15 protein-coding genes are annotated in these 16,279 nt (G+C 69.3%); 6 read left to right on the forward strand and 9 right to left on the reverse strand.

Features of this window, described 5'->3' with window-relative positions; all coding sequences use genetic code 11:
• The coding region (locus tag ABT367_RS21560) for a hypothetical protein (RefSeq protein ID WP_352254696.1) at positions 1-773 on the forward strand (773 nt) is incomplete at its 5' end.
• 25 nt (positions 774-798) lie between these two features.
• Here ABT367_RS21560 and ABT367_RS21565 read toward each other — a convergent pair.
• The gene (locus ABT367_RS21565; protein WP_352254732.1) at positions 799-1,569 is read right to left on the reverse strand and encodes a class E sortase; all 771 of its coding nucleotides are present in this window, start codon (positions 1,567-1,569) and stop codon (positions 799-801) included.
• 265 nt (positions 1,570-1,834) lie between these two features.
• On the opposite strand from ABT367_RS21565, the gene ABT367_RS21570 reads away from it, so the two are divergent.
• Positions 1,835-2,842, forward strand: a complete 1,008-nt coding sequence (locus ABT367_RS21570) for an SEC-C domain-containing protein (RefSeq protein ID WP_352254697.1) — start codon at positions 1,835-1,837, stop codon at positions 2,840-2,842.
• A gap of 38 nt (positions 2,843-2,880) precedes the next feature.
• On the forward strand, positions 2,881-3,783 hold the full coding sequence (locus ABT367_RS21575; protein ID WP_352254698.1) for a restriction endonuclease: 903 nt from the start codon (positions 2,881-2,883) through the stop codon (positions 3,781-3,783).
• Between the two features lie 118 nt (positions 3,784-3,901).
• Here ABT367_RS21575 and ABT367_RS21580 read toward each other — a convergent pair whose 3' ends face one another.
• The gene (locus tag ABT367_RS21580) at positions 3,902-4,450 is read right to left on the reverse strand and encodes an N-acetyltransferase (protein ID WP_352254699.1); all 549 of its coding nucleotides are present in this window, start codon (positions 4,448-4,450) and stop codon (positions 3,902-3,904) included.
• Between the two features lie 556 nt (positions 4,451-5,006).
• Here ABT367_RS21580 and ABT367_RS21585 point away from each other — a divergent pair.
• Positions 5,007-5,858 carry an SDR family oxidoreductase gene (locus ABT367_RS21585; RefSeq protein ID WP_352254700.1) on the forward strand — a complete coding sequence of 284 codons (852 nt, stop codon included), beginning with the start codon at positions 5,007-5,009 and terminating at the stop codon, positions 5,856-5,858.
• A 59-nt stretch (positions 5,859-5,917) separates the two neighbouring features.
• Here the strand turns inward: ABT367_RS21585 and ABT367_RS21590 are convergent, their stop codons facing one another.
• Together ABT367_RS21590 and ABT367_RS21595 are read right to left on the reverse strand one after the other, a co-directional pair.
• On the reverse strand, positions 5,918-7,462 hold the full coding sequence (locus ABT367_RS21590) for an MFS transporter (RefSeq protein WP_352254701.1): 1,545 nt from the start codon (positions 7,460-7,462) through the stop codon (positions 5,918-5,920).
• 83 nt (positions 7,463-7,545) lie between these two features.
• Entirely contained in the window at positions 7,546-8,757 is a 1,212-nt protein-coding gene (locus ABT367_RS21595) for a DUF445 domain-containing protein (protein ID WP_352254702.1), read from the reverse strand.
• 491 nt (positions 8,758-9,248) lie between these two features.
• Between ABT367_RS21595 and ABT367_RS21600 the strand changes: the two genes are divergently transcribed.
• Both ABT367_RS21600 and ABT367_RS21605 read left to right on the forward strand, forming a co-directional pair.
• Positions 9,249-10,559: an SGNH/GDSL hydrolase family protein gene (locus tag ABT367_RS21600; RefSeq protein ID WP_352254703.1), complete on the forward strand. Its 1,311-nt coding sequence runs from the start codon at positions 9,249-9,251 to the stop codon at positions 10,557-10,559.
• Positions 10,560-10,602: 43 nt separating this feature from the next.
• Complete coding sequence (locus ABT367_RS21605; protein ID WP_352254704.1) at positions 10,603-11,712, forward strand: hypothetical protein; 1,110 nt, start codon at positions 10,603-10,605, stop codon at positions 11,710-11,712.
• Here ABT367_RS21605 and ABT367_RS21610 read toward each other — a convergent pair whose 3' ends face one another.
• The 5 genes from ABT367_RS21610 to ABT367_RS21630 form a co-directional block, all read right to left on the reverse strand.
• Entirely contained in the window at positions 11,713-12,720 is a 1,008-nt protein-coding gene (locus ABT367_RS21610; RefSeq protein ID WP_352254705.1) for a hypothetical protein, read from the reverse strand.
• 130 nt (positions 12,721-12,850) lie between these two features.
• Positions 12,851-13,543 (reverse strand): DUF1707 SHOCT-like domain-containing protein, encoded by a 693-nt coding sequence (locus ABT367_RS21615; RefSeq protein ID WP_352254706.1) that lies wholly within the window; start codon positions 13,541-13,543, stop codon positions 12,851-12,853.
• 88 nt (positions 13,544-13,631) lie between these two features.
• Complete coding sequence (locus tag ABT367_RS21620; RefSeq protein ID WP_352254733.1) at positions 13,632-14,594, reverse strand: ABC transporter ATP-binding protein; 963 nt, start codon at positions 14,592-14,594, stop codon at positions 13,632-13,634.
• A 22-nt stretch (positions 14,595-14,616) separates the two neighbouring features.
• A complete protein-coding gene (locus ABT367_RS21625) occupies positions 14,617-15,471 on the reverse strand; it encodes an ABC transporter permease (protein WP_352254707.1) in 855 nt (284 codons plus the stop codon).
• Positions 15,464-16,267, reverse strand: a complete 804-nt coding sequence (locus tag ABT367_RS21630; RefSeq protein ID WP_352254708.1) for an ABC transporter permease — start codon at positions 16,265-16,267, stop codon at positions 15,464-15,466. Before ABT367_RS21630 ends, ABT367_RS21625 begins: the two co-directional genes overlap by 8 nt.
• Positions 16,268-16,279: the final 12 nt, after the last annotated feature.

Here is a 16,279-nt window from a genome sequence, read left to right on the forward strand (position 1 = left end):
CGGTCGCGGTGCCGGTCGGTGCGTACGCGGTCGGACCTGGCTCGGGCGACGATGCCCCGGCCGCGGAGGGGCCCTCCCCCACGAAGGTCGCCGCGCCCCCCGCGCGCACCACGCCGGAGCCGACTCCGCCCGGTCCGCAACCACCGGCCTCACCTGGCCAGTTGGTCGACGGGATCACCTTCGAGGAGGCGGCGGACGGCCTTGAGAAGTGTCTGGGCCGCTCCGCGGAGGAGGAGCGTGCGCGCCCCGAGGACTCCATGGCCACCGATCTGGGCGCGCCGGAGGACTACCGCATCCTGCTCGCGCACCGGAAGACCGGTGACGACAATGCACCCGACGACGGCATCTGGGTGGTCGCCACGACGGAGAAGCCCGTGCCCCGGCCCAATCGCGTCATCTGCGGGATAAAGGGCGGCGAGGTGACCGCCATCAACAGCGGCGCGGGCCCTCTGCTTCCCGAGGAAGGCCCCGTCTACTCGGATCTGAACGGCGGCAAGCTCTACAAGCAGAACATCTTCACCAGCGACGGCTGGCGACTGCCTTTCCGCTGGGGAAACATCGGCCAGGTCACGTCCGAGGTCGACCGTGTCACGGTGACGTACGGCGGCGAAACCGTCGAAGCGGCCGTGGACCACGGCTGGTTCGCGGCGACGGGCGTCGTCGAGGAGCAGCCGACGACGGCTCCGCGCATCAAGGGGTATGACGCGAAGGGGAAGCAGATATACGACTCGGACCAGGACAAGAACTACGAGCCGGGCCTGCCCAAGGGCTGACAGGACTGGCGACGCGAGGCTGCCCTCAGCGTTTCTTGATGGCGGTCAGCTTGCCCCAGACGATCAGCCGGTACTTGGAGGTGTACTCCGGGGTGCAGGTGGTCAGCGTGATGTAGAGACCGGGCTCGCTGTAGCCGTACGAGGGCTTCACGATGCTGCGCGGCACCTTCGCGATCACCCCGCTGTCGCGCGCGCTGGTCTGCGGCAGCGTGCGGTCCACGGTGTACGTGAAGGTCGCGGCCTTGGTGTCCACGGTGAGGCGGTCCCCCTTGCCGAGCCGGTTGATGTAACGGAACGGCTCGCCATGGGTGTTGCGGTGCCCGGCCAGCGCGAAGTTCCCGGCGCCGCCGGGCTGCGCGCTGCCGGGGTAGTGGCCCACGTATCCCTTGTTGAGCACTCCCTGCTTGCTCACGCCCTGGGCGACGGGGACGCGTACGCCGAGCTTGGGGATGGAGAGCACGGCGTAGGCCTGCTCGTAGTCGGGGGTGCGGGGGGCGGCGGGTTTCCGCTCGGTCGTGGGCCGGTGGTTGCCCTCGTCGGGCGGAGGCTCGGCCAGCTCACCGAGGTCCTCGGGCGCCGCGGCCTGCTCGTCCGCGTCACCGTCGCCCGCCTCTGCCGCCTCGCCGCTCTCCCATTCCCTCTCCAGCGCCTCGACCTTCCGCTCGGCCCCCTCCCTGGCCTGCCGGTTGGTCCACCACAGCTGATGCACGACGAGCAGCAGCAGCACGACTCCCACGGTCACGGTGACCTCGGCGCCGGTCCACAGCCCTCGCAGCCAGGGGGCATTCCGCCGCATCCGAGGGGACTGCCGGCTCCCGCGGCCGCCCTGCACGACCACCGGAATCCGCTCCCGACTCCGCACCCGCACGGCGCCTCCCCTCCTCGCAGGGCTGCAGGGTAGGTCGGAAGCGGACAAGTGACCAGGCCGGTGCGGAGGTTGGGACGGACCACCGGACCGGCGCGGGAGCATGCGGCGAGACGGCCATGGACGCGGGCACGGACCGAACGTCGTACCGATGGGTCCTGCCGAAAGAGCCGGCCCGGGCAGTACGGTGAACCCCATGCGCCCCGACACGCCTGCCGATTCCACGGATCACACCGCCGAAGCCGAGCGTCTGCTGCGCACCGCGGCGCAGTACCCCGAGGACGCCGAGCACCTGCTGCTGCACGCCGCCGCCCATCTGGAGCTGGCCGGCGACCGCCCCCAGGCCACGACGCTCTACGACCGGCTCCTGGCCGGTGAGCTGGAGGATGCGTCCCTGGTCCGCGCCCTGAAGGCCGCCAACCTCTGGGAGTACGGCCACGAGGCCGAGGCCCGGGCCATCATCGAGGGCCTCCGCACCACGGCCCCTCGCTCCCCCGAAGCATGGGTCATCGCCGCGGAATCCCTGGAATCCCACGACGAACTGACCACAGCGCAGGAGGTCTTCACCGAGGGGGTGGAGCTCCTGACCGTCCAGGGCGAGGAAGTCCCCTACGACTGCCGCCCGCTGCTCCTGGGCCGCCACCGCGTCCGCCGCCTGCTCGCCCTCCCCCACGACGTCTGGGACGTCCTCGCGGACGACGCCCACTCGTCCTCGTCCCCCATCTCCCTGGACGAACTCCACGACCCGAAGCGCACCTGGGCACTCGGCTCATCGGACCCGGAGGAACTGAGCGCGGAAATCGCCCGCCTCCGCGCAGAACTCGGCACATTCCGCGCGGCCCTGTCCCGCCCGTTCCCAGTGGCAGTCCTCCACTGGCCGGCGTCGGAACTCTCGGAACTCCTGGCGGCGTACCCCTCGTTGGCTGCGGAATACCCCTCGCACGAGGAACACCTGTCGACCATAGAGTCCTCCCTCCGGGAGCTGGCCGCCTCCGGCACGGAAAACCTCGGCATCGTGACAGCCACGGTCCCCTCCTACGAGGCCTTCGCCGCCTCAGAGGGCACCTCCCCTACGGACACCTCCTTGCTCCCCCAGTACGCGACGACCTTGGCAGCACGGGGGCGCGCGGTGGGGTGGCCGCCTCGGGGGGAGTGTTGGTGTGGGTCGGGGACGGCGTATAGCGATTGCCACGGAAGGCCTTAGTAGTTCCTTGTGTCAGGGATTGGCGAGAACGGGACCTCATGCTTGACCTACCAAGAAACGAACAGCTGCGCCGAAGCCTCATACACGACAAGTTCGGCGGAAATAGGCAGCAAGGAATCACCCCCGCCACCAAAGCCGATAACGAGCTGATGCTCTTCAGTAGCCTTAAAGGCTCACGCCTATACGGCTACATTGACGACTGGGGGCCGGACGGTCACTACCACTACACCGGCGAAGGACTCGTCGGCGATCAGGACATGACCGGCGGAAATCGCAACATCCTGAACCACAGACTCGATGGTCGCCCCATCCATGTCTTCCGCCCGGTCAGCCCCGGCGTCGTGCAACATTTGGGCCAGTTCACACTCGCCGAGGAGAAGCCCTGGTACAGGGCAGATCGCCCGGACAGAAACGGCGACATGCGTAGCGTCATCACGTTCCGCCTCAGGCCGGTGATCGAAGCAGGTACGCCGCTGGCACCAGCCGGACCACCACATCACGTCGAAACGACAGTTGAAGATGTTGAGGTCGAGCAGCGAAACGTTTCGACAGCACGAGTCCGCGCACAAGGCGAGCGCGAGGCAGAGCGTCGCGAATCACTCCTTGTTGAGAAGTATCTGCACCACCTGCGACGACGCGGAATATCAGCTACCCGCAAGAAGATAACCCTCGCAGACGAGCGCACCGTCCTGCGTACCGATGTTTACGTGGCGCAAGAAAACTTCCTCATTGAAGCCAAGGGAACCGTCACGCGCGAGGCCATCAGAACCGCGATAGGGCAACTCTTCGACTATCAGCGCTACATTCACCCTCGCCCAACCCTTGGCCTGCTCTTGCCAGACCAACCACGCACGGACATGCTCGATCTCTGCGCAGCGCTCTCGATCACCGCTATTTGGGCCGACGGAGAATCGTTCCAAGAGCACAAGACTTCAACCTAAGCGTCGCGCTGGGGCGCCAAGGAAGAGCCGTCTAGCAATAGGTGCGGGCAATCCGCCCGGAGAAACTCACCTCGCCGGCAAGCCCCAGGTGAATCACCCACACGCCCGCACGCCACCCCTAAGCCGCCAACTCCGCCCGAGGATGCCCCGGTGCCAGGAAGACGACCACGTCGTTGTCCGCCTCCGGCAGGGGGCGCACCTCGTGCCAGCCCAGCCGCCGGTAGCTGGCCACAGCCGATGTGGCGCGGCGGGACATCGGGACCCACGCGCGGCCCGACGGTGCGTCCTTGACGAACTCCGACAGGAGCGAGCGGCCCACCCCCGCCGGCCGGGCGCGCTGGCGGACCGCCAGTTCGTCGAGTTCCAGGGCGCCGACCAGGAGTGAGCGCACACGGTCCGGGCCCAGCTGCGACGCGACCTTCGCGTACGTGCGTGTGTCGGGCAGAGACGTAGGGGTCAGCCAGGCGATGGCGAAGCCGTCGATGCCCTGGCCCGACTGGGCGAGTACGGCGCGGAAGCCGGGGCGGTCGGCTTCGTTGCACAGGCGGTAGTGGAAACGCTGGATCGATTCTTCGTTCTCGTTCCACGGCGGGGCCGAGAAGACCTCGGCGTACGCGTCGACCAGGTCTTCCACGAGGTCGAGGACGGTGGGTCCGTAACAGATCACCTGAACTGCTCCTTGCTCCGCTCCTTGGATCCCGGACTCGCTCCCGCGAGGTCTCGCTGATCCCGGTTGATCCACTGGGTGCCCCCGCATGCGGCGGAGGCGAGGACGAAGGTGACGGCCACTACAGAGCCGCGTACCTGCATGCGCTATGACCGAATGTAGGCGTTACGAGCCGGTATTGAGCGCCAAGTCCGCTAGAACACCCTCTGATGCAGAAGAGGTTGGTCGGCGAGGATCATCAACTTCCGTACCGTAAAGCCGAGATGAGCATGGAACATGTGCGTTCAGGGCCTCTGGGAGGGTGCTCCCTCGGCGCACTGGAATACCCCACAAATGGCCTCCGAGTACGGGCGTGTCGCGCCCGGCCACCGTTCCTACGGTACGAACACCGAGCCCTCCCCGTACGCCCCATCCCTGAACTGGTCGCCACTGAACTCCCGTACGAGAGGCGGGCATTGGGCGGGCTGCGGCGTCGAAGTATTGAGGACAGAAGCTGTCCTCATGCCTCTCTACCTTAGGAGTACGGAATCACCCACCGACGCCCCAGGGAGAAGTCATGATCCTCGTCACCGCCGCCACCGCCCCCGTAGGCCGCTCCGTGGTCGAGCAGTTGGCCGCCGACGGTGTCGCCGTCCGCGCCCTCACGCGCGACCCCGAGCGGGCCGGGCTGCCGCCGCAGGCCGAGGTCGTCGCGGGTGACCTCGGGGACGCGGGCAGCCTCAAGGCAGCCCTCGAGGGGGTCGACGCGGTGTTCCTGCTCGCCGCCTCGCCGGACTTCGACGCGGCCGGCTTCGCGGCGCTGGCCGAGGAGGCCGGCGTACGGCGGATCGTCTTCCAGTCGTCCGGCGCCGTCGTGGACGGCGAGGCCGAGCAGCCCGACCCCGTCGCCGCCTTCCACCACGCCATCGAGCAGGCGCTGCGCGGCTCGGCCGTCGGCTACACGTTCCTGCGCCTGGCCGTCGAGTCGTCCGGCTCGCTGGAGTGGTCCTTCGACCTGGCGGGCCAGCTGTCACGCGGCGACGTGGTCTCCGGACCGTACGCCGAGGCCCTCGAAACCCCCGTCCACCCGGCCGACTTCGCCGCCGTCATCATCGCCGCGCTCACGGACGACGGCGCGCATGCCAACCGCGTGTACCCCGTCACCGGACCGCATCGGCTGAGCCTGCGCGAGCAGGTGCGGCTCCTGGGCGAGGCCCTGAACAGGCCTTTGCGGTACGAGGAGTTGGCGCCGGAGGCGGCCCGTGCGGCGATCAGCCCGTACGCTCCGGCCGACCTGCTCCTGGGCACCTGGGAGCGCCACACCAAGAGCCCGGCGCCCGTCGCCGACACCCTCCAGCGCCTCACGGGCACGGACGGCCGCAGTGCGCAGGACTGGGCGGCCCACACGGCCCGCCGGCTCACCCACTGAAGGCCCACCGGCTCACTCACTGAGGGCGCGCACCAGCTCACCCACTGAGGCCCACCGACTCACCCACCGAAGGCCCACCGTCGACCGCCCGGCAGCCCCGCCGGCGACCACCCACACCCGGTGGTCGCCGGCGCCCCCGCGGCCGACGTCCCGGTCGCCGCCGACAGCGGCGCCGCGATGTCCTCGAGCGACCGCCGTTCGGCCCGTACCGCGAACACCGCCGCGACCAGACCCGCCGCCATCATCAGCCCGGCCCCGATCTGGAACGCGAGCACCGTGTCCGCGACCACGCCCGACTCCGTGAGCTTGGCGAACAGGAGCGGGCCGCTGATGCCGCCGGCCGCGGTGCCGACCGCGTAGAAGAAGGCGATCGCCATCGCGCGGGTCTCCATCGGGAAGATCTCGGAGACGGTGAGATACGCGCTGCTCGCGCCGGCCGAGGCGAAGAAGAGGACCACCGACCAGCAGGCGGTCAACGACGTCGCGGTCAGCGAACCCCGGTCGAAGAGATACGCCGTGCCGAACAGCAGCAGGCCGGACAGGACATACGTGGACGTGATCATGACCTTGCGGCCGATCGTGTCGAAGAGCCGGCCGAGCAGCAGCGGGCCCAGGAAGTTGCCGGCCGCGATCACCGCGAAGTAGTAGCCGGTGCTGCCGGTGGGCACGTCGAAGAACTTGGTCAGGATCGCGCCGAAGCCGAAGGTGATCGCGTTGTAGAGGAAGGCCTGACCGATGAAGAGGGAGAGGCCGAGGACCGTGCGCTTCGGGTAGGCGGTGAAGACGGTGCGGGCCACGGTCAGGAAGCCGATCGACTTGCGCTGCCGGATGGTCATCTCCGAGGCGGGCGGCGGCAGTTCGATGCCCTTCTCGGCCCGTACGCGGTCCTCGATCGAGCCGACGAGATCCTCCGCCTCCTGGCCCCTGCCGTGGATGAACATCCAGCGTGGGGATTCGGGCACATTGCGCCGTACGAGAAGGATCACCAGGCCCAGGACCACACCGAGCGCGAAGGTCAGCCGCCAGCCGACGTCCATGGCGAAGAGCGAGGTGTCCAGGGCGACGATCGAAAGCAGCGAACCGCCGATCGCGCCCAGCCAGAAGCTGCCGTTGATGATCAGATCGACCCGGCCCCGGTAGAGGGACGGGATGAGTTCGTCGATGGCCGAGTTGATCGCCGCGTATTCGCCGCCGATGCCGAAGCCGGTGAGGAAGCGGAAGACGAAGAACCACCAGGAGCTGAAGGAGACCGCGGTCAGGGCCGTCGCCGCCAAGTAGACGGCGAGCGTGATGATGAAGAGCTTCTTGCGGCCGAAACGGTCGGTCAGCCACCCGAAGAAGAGGGCTCCGCTGCACGCTCCGGCCACATAGAGCGCGGCCGCGATGCCGGTGACCTGCGCGGACGAGATCGGCAGACCACTGCCCTCCTCCGAGAGGCGGCCCGCGATATTGCCGACGATGGTGACTTCGAGGCCGTCGAGGATCCATACAGTGCCGAGTCCGATCACCACCATCCAATGCCAGCGCGACCAGGGCAGCCGGTCGAGTCGGGCGGGCACGGACGTGGTGACCGTGCCGCTGGGGGCGGCGGATCCGGTGGACATACGGCACCTCCTGGAGACGGTGCCGTCCGAGTCCCCCCGGCCTGCGGGTTTACGCCCCCGAGCGGATGCGCCAGCCCGCACGCCTACGCCCCCAACGCATGCGCCAGCGTGTAGATCAGCAGCCCCACCAACGACCCCACCACCGTGCCGTTGATCCGGATGAACTGCAGGTCGCGGCCGATGTGCGCCTCGATCTTCTGCGTCGTCTGCCCGGCGTCCCAGCCCGCCACGGTGTCCGTGATCAGTGAGGTGATCTCGCGGCGGTACGTGTTGACCACATGCACCGCGACATCCTCGACCCAGCCCTCGACCTTGTTCTGCAGCCGGCCGTCGGAGGACAGCCGTGCGCCCAGCGAGAGCAGTCCGGCACGTACCCGAAGCCGCAGTTCGCTGCGCTCGTCCTCCGCCGCCGCCACGATCATCTGGCGTACGGAGGACCAGGCCGAGGCGATGATGTCCTGCACCTCGCCGCGGCCGAGCACCTCGGACTTGAGGCGCTCCACGCGCATCCGCGTATCCGTGTCGGACTGCAGGTCGGCCGCGAAGTCCGTGAGGAAGCGGTCGATGGCGCCGCGCGCCGGATGCTCGGGCATATCGCGCATCTCGGTGACGAAGCGCAGCAGCTCCTTGTAGACCCGCTCGCCGACCCGCTTGTCCACGAAGCGGGGCGTCCAGCCCGGCGCACCGCCCTGGACCGCGTCCATCACTTGGTCGCTGTGCAGGATCAGCCAGTCATGCGCCCGTACGCAGACCAGGTCGACGACCTTGCGATGGCCGCCGTCCGCCACGATCTTGTCCAGGGTCTTGCCGATCCCGGGCGCGATCTCGGCGGCGTCCGCGCGCCGCGTGATGGCCTCGCCGACCACGGCCTGGACATCGGAGTCGCGCAGGACGGTGAGGGCGCCACGCAGGGCCGTGGAGAGTTCGGCCGTGACACGGTCCGCGTTGGCGGGTTCGGCGAGCCAGTCGCCGAGCCGGGCGCCGATGTTCACGGCGCGCAGACGGCGGCGTACGACATCCTCGGAGAGGAAGTTCTCGCCGACGAACTCGCCGAGCGACGCGCCCAGTTGGTCCTTCTTCGTGGGGATGATCGCGGTGTGCGGAATGGGCAGGCCGAGGGGGTGCCGGAACAGGGCCGTGACCGCGAACCAGTCCGCCATCGCGCCCACCATGCCCGCCTCCGCGGCGGCCGCGACATAGCCGGTCCAGGGCCCGAACCCGGAGTTCTGCGCCCACTTGGCCAGGACATAGACGATCGCGACGAAGACGAGCAGACCGGTCGCGGTGGCCTTCATACGGCGCACTCCGCGGCGGCGCTCCTCGTCGGCCGCATTGAATGAGAAGCCGGAACCCGGGGAATGCTGCCCGCGGGAAGGCGGTCCGGATTCCTCCGGATCTGGTCCGGTTTCTTCCGCATCCTTCACGTTCGTCTGCTCCATCCGCCCTACCGCTCCATCCGCCGGCCGGCCCCCGGGGTCACGCACCTATTGTCCCCGCCTGAACCGTTCTTCGAATTGTCCCTGTTTGCCCGTTCTTCGAATTGTCCCTGCTTGCCCGTTCCTCGAACGCATCACATCTGACCGACTCCTGGAACGCATCAGGAGTTCCCGGCGTCCTCCATGTCGACGCGGAACCCGGGGAATCTCAGGGATGCCCCCGACGTCGCGTACGGGAAGACGGCAGGGCACGACACGGGGGGTACCGTGCGCGACCTCGGGCCGCATACCGCAAAATGGGATTGTCCAACCGGAGCCTCGGGCTCCCCTGCCCGAGGAGCACACCGCGCATGACCAAGCGTCATGGTTATGCCCTTGTCGCCACGCTCGCAGCCGTGGTGGTGCTGATCTCCACCGTCATCTACCTCGCCTTCTCGGGCGGTGACAGCCGGGACACCACCATCAGCGCGGGCCCTTCGCCGCAAGGTTCCGCCGACCGCGCGGCCGCCGGCTCCTGGGTCGGTACGTGGTCCACGGCCCCGGCCGGCGCCGAACCGCGCACGGGCGCGGGCTTCGCGGGCCGCACCCTGCGCAATGTGGTGCACACCAGCGTCGGCGGCACGAGTGCCCGCATCACGCTCTCCAACCTCTTCGGCACCAGCCCTCTGACGATCAGCCACGCCTCGATCGCGCTGGCCTCCGCGCCGAGCAACCCGACCGCGCGGCCGGACAGCCTGCGCCGCCTCACGTTCGGCGGCCAGCGCCAAGCCGTGATCCCGGCGGGCGGCCAGATCGTCTCGGACTCGGTCCGGCTCGACGTACCGGCGGATGCGGACCTGCTGGTCAGCACGTACTCGCCGACGCCGTCCGGACCGGTCACCTACCACCCGCACGCACGCCAGATCTCGTACGTGGCGAATGGCGACCAGACCCAGAACCCGCGCGGCGACACGTACACCGAGCAGAGCCCGTACTGGCGCTATCTGACCGCCGTGGACGTGCTGACCCGCGAGGCGTCCGGCTCCGTGGTGGTCATCGGCGACTCGCTCACCGACGGCGTCACCTCCACGCTCGGCGCCAACGCCCGCTGGACCGACGTCCTCGCGGACCGGCTGCGCGAGGAGGCGGGCGCGCCCCGGCTCGGCGTGCTGAACGAGGGCATCAGCGGCAACCAGCTGATTCCCGGCGGGCAGTTCAAGGCCGCGGGCCCCAGCGGGGTGAGCCGCTTCGAGCGCGACGTCCTGTCCCGTACGGGTGTGAAGTCCGTGGTCGTCGTCCTGGGCGTCAACGACCTGCTGCGCAACCCCCGGTACGCCGACGCCGGCCGGCTCCTGGACGCGATGCGCGAACTCACCCGCCAGGCACACGCCCGCGGACTGCGGGTCACGGGCGCCACGTTGATGCCCTTCAACGGCCACCGCGGCTACCGTCCGCACCTGGACCAGCTGCGCCGCACGATCAACGCGGAGATCCGCAGCGGCCGCGTCTTCGACTCGGTCGTCGACTTCGACCGCGCGCTGCGCGATCCGTACGCACCGGACCGGCTGCGCGAGCCGTACGACTCGGGTGACCATCTGCACCCGAGCGACGCGGGATACCGGAAGATGGCGGAGGCCTTCAACCTTTCGCATCTGCGCGGTTCGGCCCCGGCGGAGCTCTGAGCCTGCCCGCTCCCTGCGCCTGGGCGGTCGTTAGTCTTCGCGGATGCGTACGTGGTGGAGGGGGCGGCGGCTTTACGTGATCGGGGCCGCGGTGGTGGTCGTGGCGGCCGGGGTGGTGGTGCCGGTCATGCTGGCCGAGTCCGAGAAGCCCTGCTGGTCGGCGCCGGAGTCGGTGACGCGGCTCGCCGACGATCCGGCGGCCGCGACCAGGGCGTTGGACCCGGGTGAGGATCTGTCCCGCCTCGATGCCGTGACGAAGATCCTCGCCCATGAGGAGCTGTGCGATCCCGCGGAACTCGGGTCGGTGATCGAGGCGGCGACAGTGTCCCGGCCCGGTGCCGCGCACACGCATGCGCAGGCACGAGCCGCGTATGCCGTGGCAGGTGTGTACGACGACCCCGAAGACGCCTACGACGCGGACTCGACGATGCCGTCCGGCCTGGAGCCCTTCGTGGCCCGCATGGCGGTGAACTACATCGTGGACGTCGGCCGCAAGGACTCCCTCATCGACAAGGCCACCGGACCGACCGAGCCGGGCAGGGACCTCGTCGCCGAGAAGTTCCCCCATCCCCAAGAGGCGCATGTCGCCTTCGCCTACCGGCGCTATGAGTCGTCCATCGAGGGACTCGTACAGAACGCGGCGCGTAACCCGGAGGCCTTCGCACTGCTCTACGACGCCGAACTGGCATCGCTCACGCACCACTTGGAACGCGTCGACCCGAAATCTCTGCTCATCACCGAGGACCTCGGCAAGAAGGGCAGGGGCGGCAAGCCCAGGAAGGTACTGGACTACGCCACCCGGTGGGCGGTCACATACACGGCCGAGCGGGTGGGCAGACTGCTCGGGCACCGCCTGTCCTATGCCCGTCATGGTGAGATCGCCGATCTCGGCGCATTCGACCGGGAAGTGCGCCGCCATCTGAAGGGCGAGTACAGAACGGCACCGGAACTGGTCCGCACCCGGCCCGTCATGGGCGACATCGCCCGCCGCCCGGCCGCCGCAGAGCTGTCAGATGACGTGTTCGACGGCCGTACGCGGCTGCTCGGCGTGCTCGACACCTGGATCGCGTCCCGTGCCGTACCCGAACGGACGGCCACCCAACTGCGCAACGTGGTGGCCGACGGCTATCTGCAAGCGCTGCGCTCCCTCTGATCAACCGGCCGGCATCGGGCGCACATCCGTGCAACCCCGCCGCTTCGCCTGGTCCTTGGCGAAGGTGAGCACCAGTTCGCGCAGTTCGCGGTCGGAGACCTCTGTGTCGTCGTCCGCCCAGCCATGGAAATTGACCAGCTCACCCTCGCAGCGGGCCATGACGGTATTGCTGTCACGGCGGCCGTCGAGTGCGGTGACCAGGCTGGTGCTCCAGTCCCCGAAGTACGCCTCCAGGCCGGCATTGACGGTCCGGTCCCTGTCGTCGTCGTACGGGGTCCGCTCCTCCCCAGGGGTTTGCAGGTACAGCTCGCAGTGGACCACCGGCGTGGTGTCACCACCCACCACCCGGACCCGGGTGCCCTTCGGCAGTTGCGCGGCGGCTGCGCCACAGGCCGAGTCCCGTACGTCGGGCACCTTCTTCGGCTTGGCATCCCTGCTCAGTACGTCATCGGGCACCTTCAACGGCTTGGCGCCACAGCCCAGTTGACCGGATGCGCGGTTCGCCCCCGTCACCGCGGCCTGCAGCAGCGCGACCGAGGGGTCGCCGGTCGTCCCGCCACGGGCCACGACCAGCATCGTGCGCGGGCGGCCCTTGTCGTCCCTGCCGAGCGCGGGACATTCCTGTCGGAGTACGGCGTGACCCGCCCCGTCGAAGAAGCCGGGCAGGCCATGGGGCAGCCCGGTCATCGCGTCCAGGCCCCGTTCGGCGCTGCGGAGCATTCCGGCATCCTGCTGATCGCGGCCGGTGTACGCATCGATGCCGACCAGCCGTTCGGTGCGACCGCTGTCCGTCTCGTACTCCAGTGAGCAGGAGTACGAGCCCAGCTCTTCGATCAGCTGCTCGTCCGTGCCGGCGAGCGGTCGCTCATCGGCGTTGAGCACATCGACGACGAGATCGGGGAAGACCCCGCCGCAGGCCTCCCGCGCCAGCCACCAGTCCTTGACGTGCGGCTTGGCGCAGTAGCCCACCAGCCCCGACACAGCCACGCCCACCAAGGCGAGCTTCACCCACCGTCGCACCCGCAACCCACCCCGTACCACCGAAGACCGATCCGGAGCGGACCCTACCGCGAGGCCGGCGGGGGCCGGACGAGAGCCCTGGCCCCCCAGCCCCTCAGCCCCTCAGTCCCGCAGCCCCTCAGTCCCCCAGCTCCTTGCGCTCGGCCCGCTTCTCCAGCTTCGCCCTGCGTCGCTCCTCCTTGAGGCGCTGCTTCTCCGCGCGGGTCACTTTGCGTTCGACACCGACCCCGCCCATGAGCGCGAAGCCCGTGAGCACCACCCGGGGCGCCCCGGGGTCGCCCGGCACGCCCTCCTCGCGGTGGTCGAAGCCGCCCATGATGCCGAAGCCGCGCACCACGACCTCGACGCCGGGCGGCACGATCACGCTCATCCCGCCCATGATCGCCACGCAGTTGACGACGATCTCGCGGTCCTCGAAGCGGGCCTCGCGCAGATCGATCTCGCCGCCGCCCCAGAACGCGAAGCAGTTGAAGCGGCGCGGCGCGGTCCACACGCCCTTGCGCTGGAAGCCGCCCATGATCGCCACACCGCCGCGCGAGGTGGCCTCGCCGCCGATGCGCGCGGGCCAGTCGGGGCTGCCGGCGGGCTGTGCGGGGGCGAACGGCATAGGTGCCGCGGCCGGTCCCGCGCCCGGTAGATCGCGGGTCAGGGGCTCCAAGTCCCCGTATGTACGCGCCTTGTAGACGGAATCGAGGCGCTCCTCGAACTCCTCCATGTCGAGGCGGCCCTCGGCCAGCGCGTCCCGCAGCACCTCGGCGACCCGCTCTCGGTCGGCGTCTGATGCCCTCAGCTCGGGCAGGTCGTCGGTCATATGAATCAGCCTAGCCGGGCGACCGCCGCGAGGGTCACCCCCACAGGGTGCAGCAAGGGACGCGCCCACTGGTCCCCTGCCGCGACGGTCACCCCAGCTCGGCCCGGTCCGCGTACATCTTCGCGATCACCGCTTCGATATCGGGCTCCCGTACGGAGAGATCCACCAGCGGATACGCGGAGGCGATCTCGGTGACCAGCGGAGCGGCGGACGCGGAGGCCGGGAACGCGAGCCACTGGCGGGGCCCTTCGACCCGCAGGACCCGCGCGCCGGGCACATCCAGCGGGGGCAGTTCGCGCTCCAGGTCCACCACCAGGGTGCGCTCGCTCTCGCCGATCTCGTGGAGTCCGGCGAGCGCCCCGTCGTACATCAGACGGCCATGGTCGATGACCATCACGCGCTTGCAGAGCTGCTCGATGTCCTGCAGATCGTGGGTGGTGAGCAGGACGGTCGTACCGGCGGAGGCGTTCAAGTCCCGCAGGAACTCACGGACTTTGGCCTTGCTGACGACGTCGAGGCCGATCGTCGGCTCGTCGAGATAGAGCACCTCCGGGTCGTGCAGGAGCGCCGCCGCGATATCGCCGCGCATCCGCTGGCCGAGGGAGAGCTGGCGTACGGGGACGGCCAACAGGTCGGCGAGGTCGAGGAGTTCGACGCAGCGGTCGAGATTGGCACGGAAGCGGGCGTCGGGAATGCGGTACATGCGGTGGGCCAGCTTGTACGAGTCGATCAGCGGCAGGTCCCACCACAGCGTGGTGCGCTGCCCGAAGACCACACCGATGCGGTGCGCGAGCCGGGTGCGTTCGCGGGAGGGGTCGATGCCCGCGACCCGTACGCGCCCGCCGCTCGGCGTGAGGATCCCGGTCAGCATCTTGATCGTGGTCGACTTGCCGGCGCCGTTCGGTCCGATGTAGCCGACCATCTCGCCGCGCGGCACGGTGAAACTGATGCCGTCGACCGCCCGCACCTCATGGCGTTCGCGCCGCAGGAACCCCTTCTTCTTGCGGACGTCGAACACCTTCCGTACGTCCTCGAGCTCGATGAAATCCATGGTCTCCACGTCCACGACGAGATCAGCTCCCTGTACTGCGGTACGCACGAAGCCCCGCCCGCCAGCACAACCCTGCGAGCAGCGCGCACACCACGGCGACGAGCGGCGGCAGGAAGGCCGTGAAGGACGGCGAGAACGGAAGGTCCACCGGGTAGGGCCTGTCGAGGACGTAGAGCGCGGGCAGCCAGTTGACGAAGGCCAGCGGCAGCACGAAGGTCACCCCGCGCACGAGGTCCTGGGCGAAGATGGTCGGCGGGTACTGAAGGAGCGTATTTCCGCCGTACGTGAAGGAGTTGACCACTTCCGCGGCATCGCGCGCCCAGAACTGGAACGCGGCCCCGGCCACCATCACCGCCCCGAAGATCACCCCGCCGGACAGCACCATCAACGGGACGACGCAGACCTTGAGCACCGTCCAGTCGACGTCCACGAGGACCAGCGCCCACACCAGGACGAAAAGGCCCTGGGTGACGCGCCCGAGCCGGCGCAGCGCGAACCGGTCGGCGGCGACCTGCGCGAGGACCGGCGCGGGCCGTACGAGCAGGGTGTCGAGGGTGCCGTCGCGTACCCGCCGGCCGATCCGGGAGACCTGGCCGAGCGCGAGGTCGGCGAGACCGAAAGCGGTGCTGGTCGCCCCGTACAGGAAAGCGACCTCGGCGAATCCGAAGCCGCCGAGGCCCTCGACGTGCGTGAACATCAGCAGGATCACGACGAAGTCGAAGAACGTCACGACGAAGTTGGCGAGCAGCGTCATCGCGAACGAGAAGCGGTACGTCATCGTGGACCGGATCCACATCGCCGCGATCATCCGGAACGAGGCGAGCCCACCGGCCACCCGGGAGACCCCGGATCCGGCCACCGGACGCGACTCAGCCACCCTGGACCACCACCCTGCGCCGCGCGACCAGTTGGAGCCCGCGCCCGGCCGCGAGCAGCACCACGGCCCACCCGGCCTGGAATCCGTACGCCTTCAGCAGGCCCCAGCCGGTGTACTTGCCGAGGAACACATCGGCCGGCACCTGCAGCATCGACGCCCACGGCAGGACGCGCGCCACGTCGCCGAGCGCTCCGGGAAAGACGGTGAGGGGCAGCAGCATCCCCGAGAAGAACAGCCCGCACAGCCAGGCGATCTGCACCACGCCCGCCCCGTCCATCAGCCAGAACGCACTGAGCGCCACCAGGAACCAGATGGCGAAGCCGACCACGACCCCCAGCGCGACCGAGCCTAGGAACGCCGGCCACTGCCAGGCCGCGTCGGGCAGCGCGAGATCGAACGCGAACGCGCCCACGGCCATCGGCACGATCCCGCGGCCGATCAGCTCGAAGGCGGCGCGCCCCAAGTCGGCGGCCAGCCACCACAGTTGAAGATCAGCAGGACGGTACAGATCGATCGCGATGTCGCCGGTCTTGATCCGCTCGATCAGCTCCTCGGCGAACCCGCCGCCGCCCATCAGACCGCAGGTCGCGAGCAGGGCCTGCCCGATCCAGACGAACGCCAGGGCCTCGGGCTTGTCGTAGCCGCCGAGGTTCGGGCGCTCGTCCCACAGGGCGATGAAGGTGAACGCGAGAACGAAACCGAAGACGGTGTTGGTGAAGATGCCCGCGGCGGTCGCCACCCGGTACGTCGAGTGCCGCCGGAACCCGCCGGCCGCCACGGCCGCGTACAAGCGCACGTGTCTGCCCCT

The organism is Streptomyces mesophilus (assembly GCF_040300965.1).
GTDB classification, from domain to species: domain Bacteria; phylum Actinomycetota; class Actinomycetes; order Streptomycetales; family Streptomycetaceae; genus Streptomyces; species Streptomyces mesophilus_A.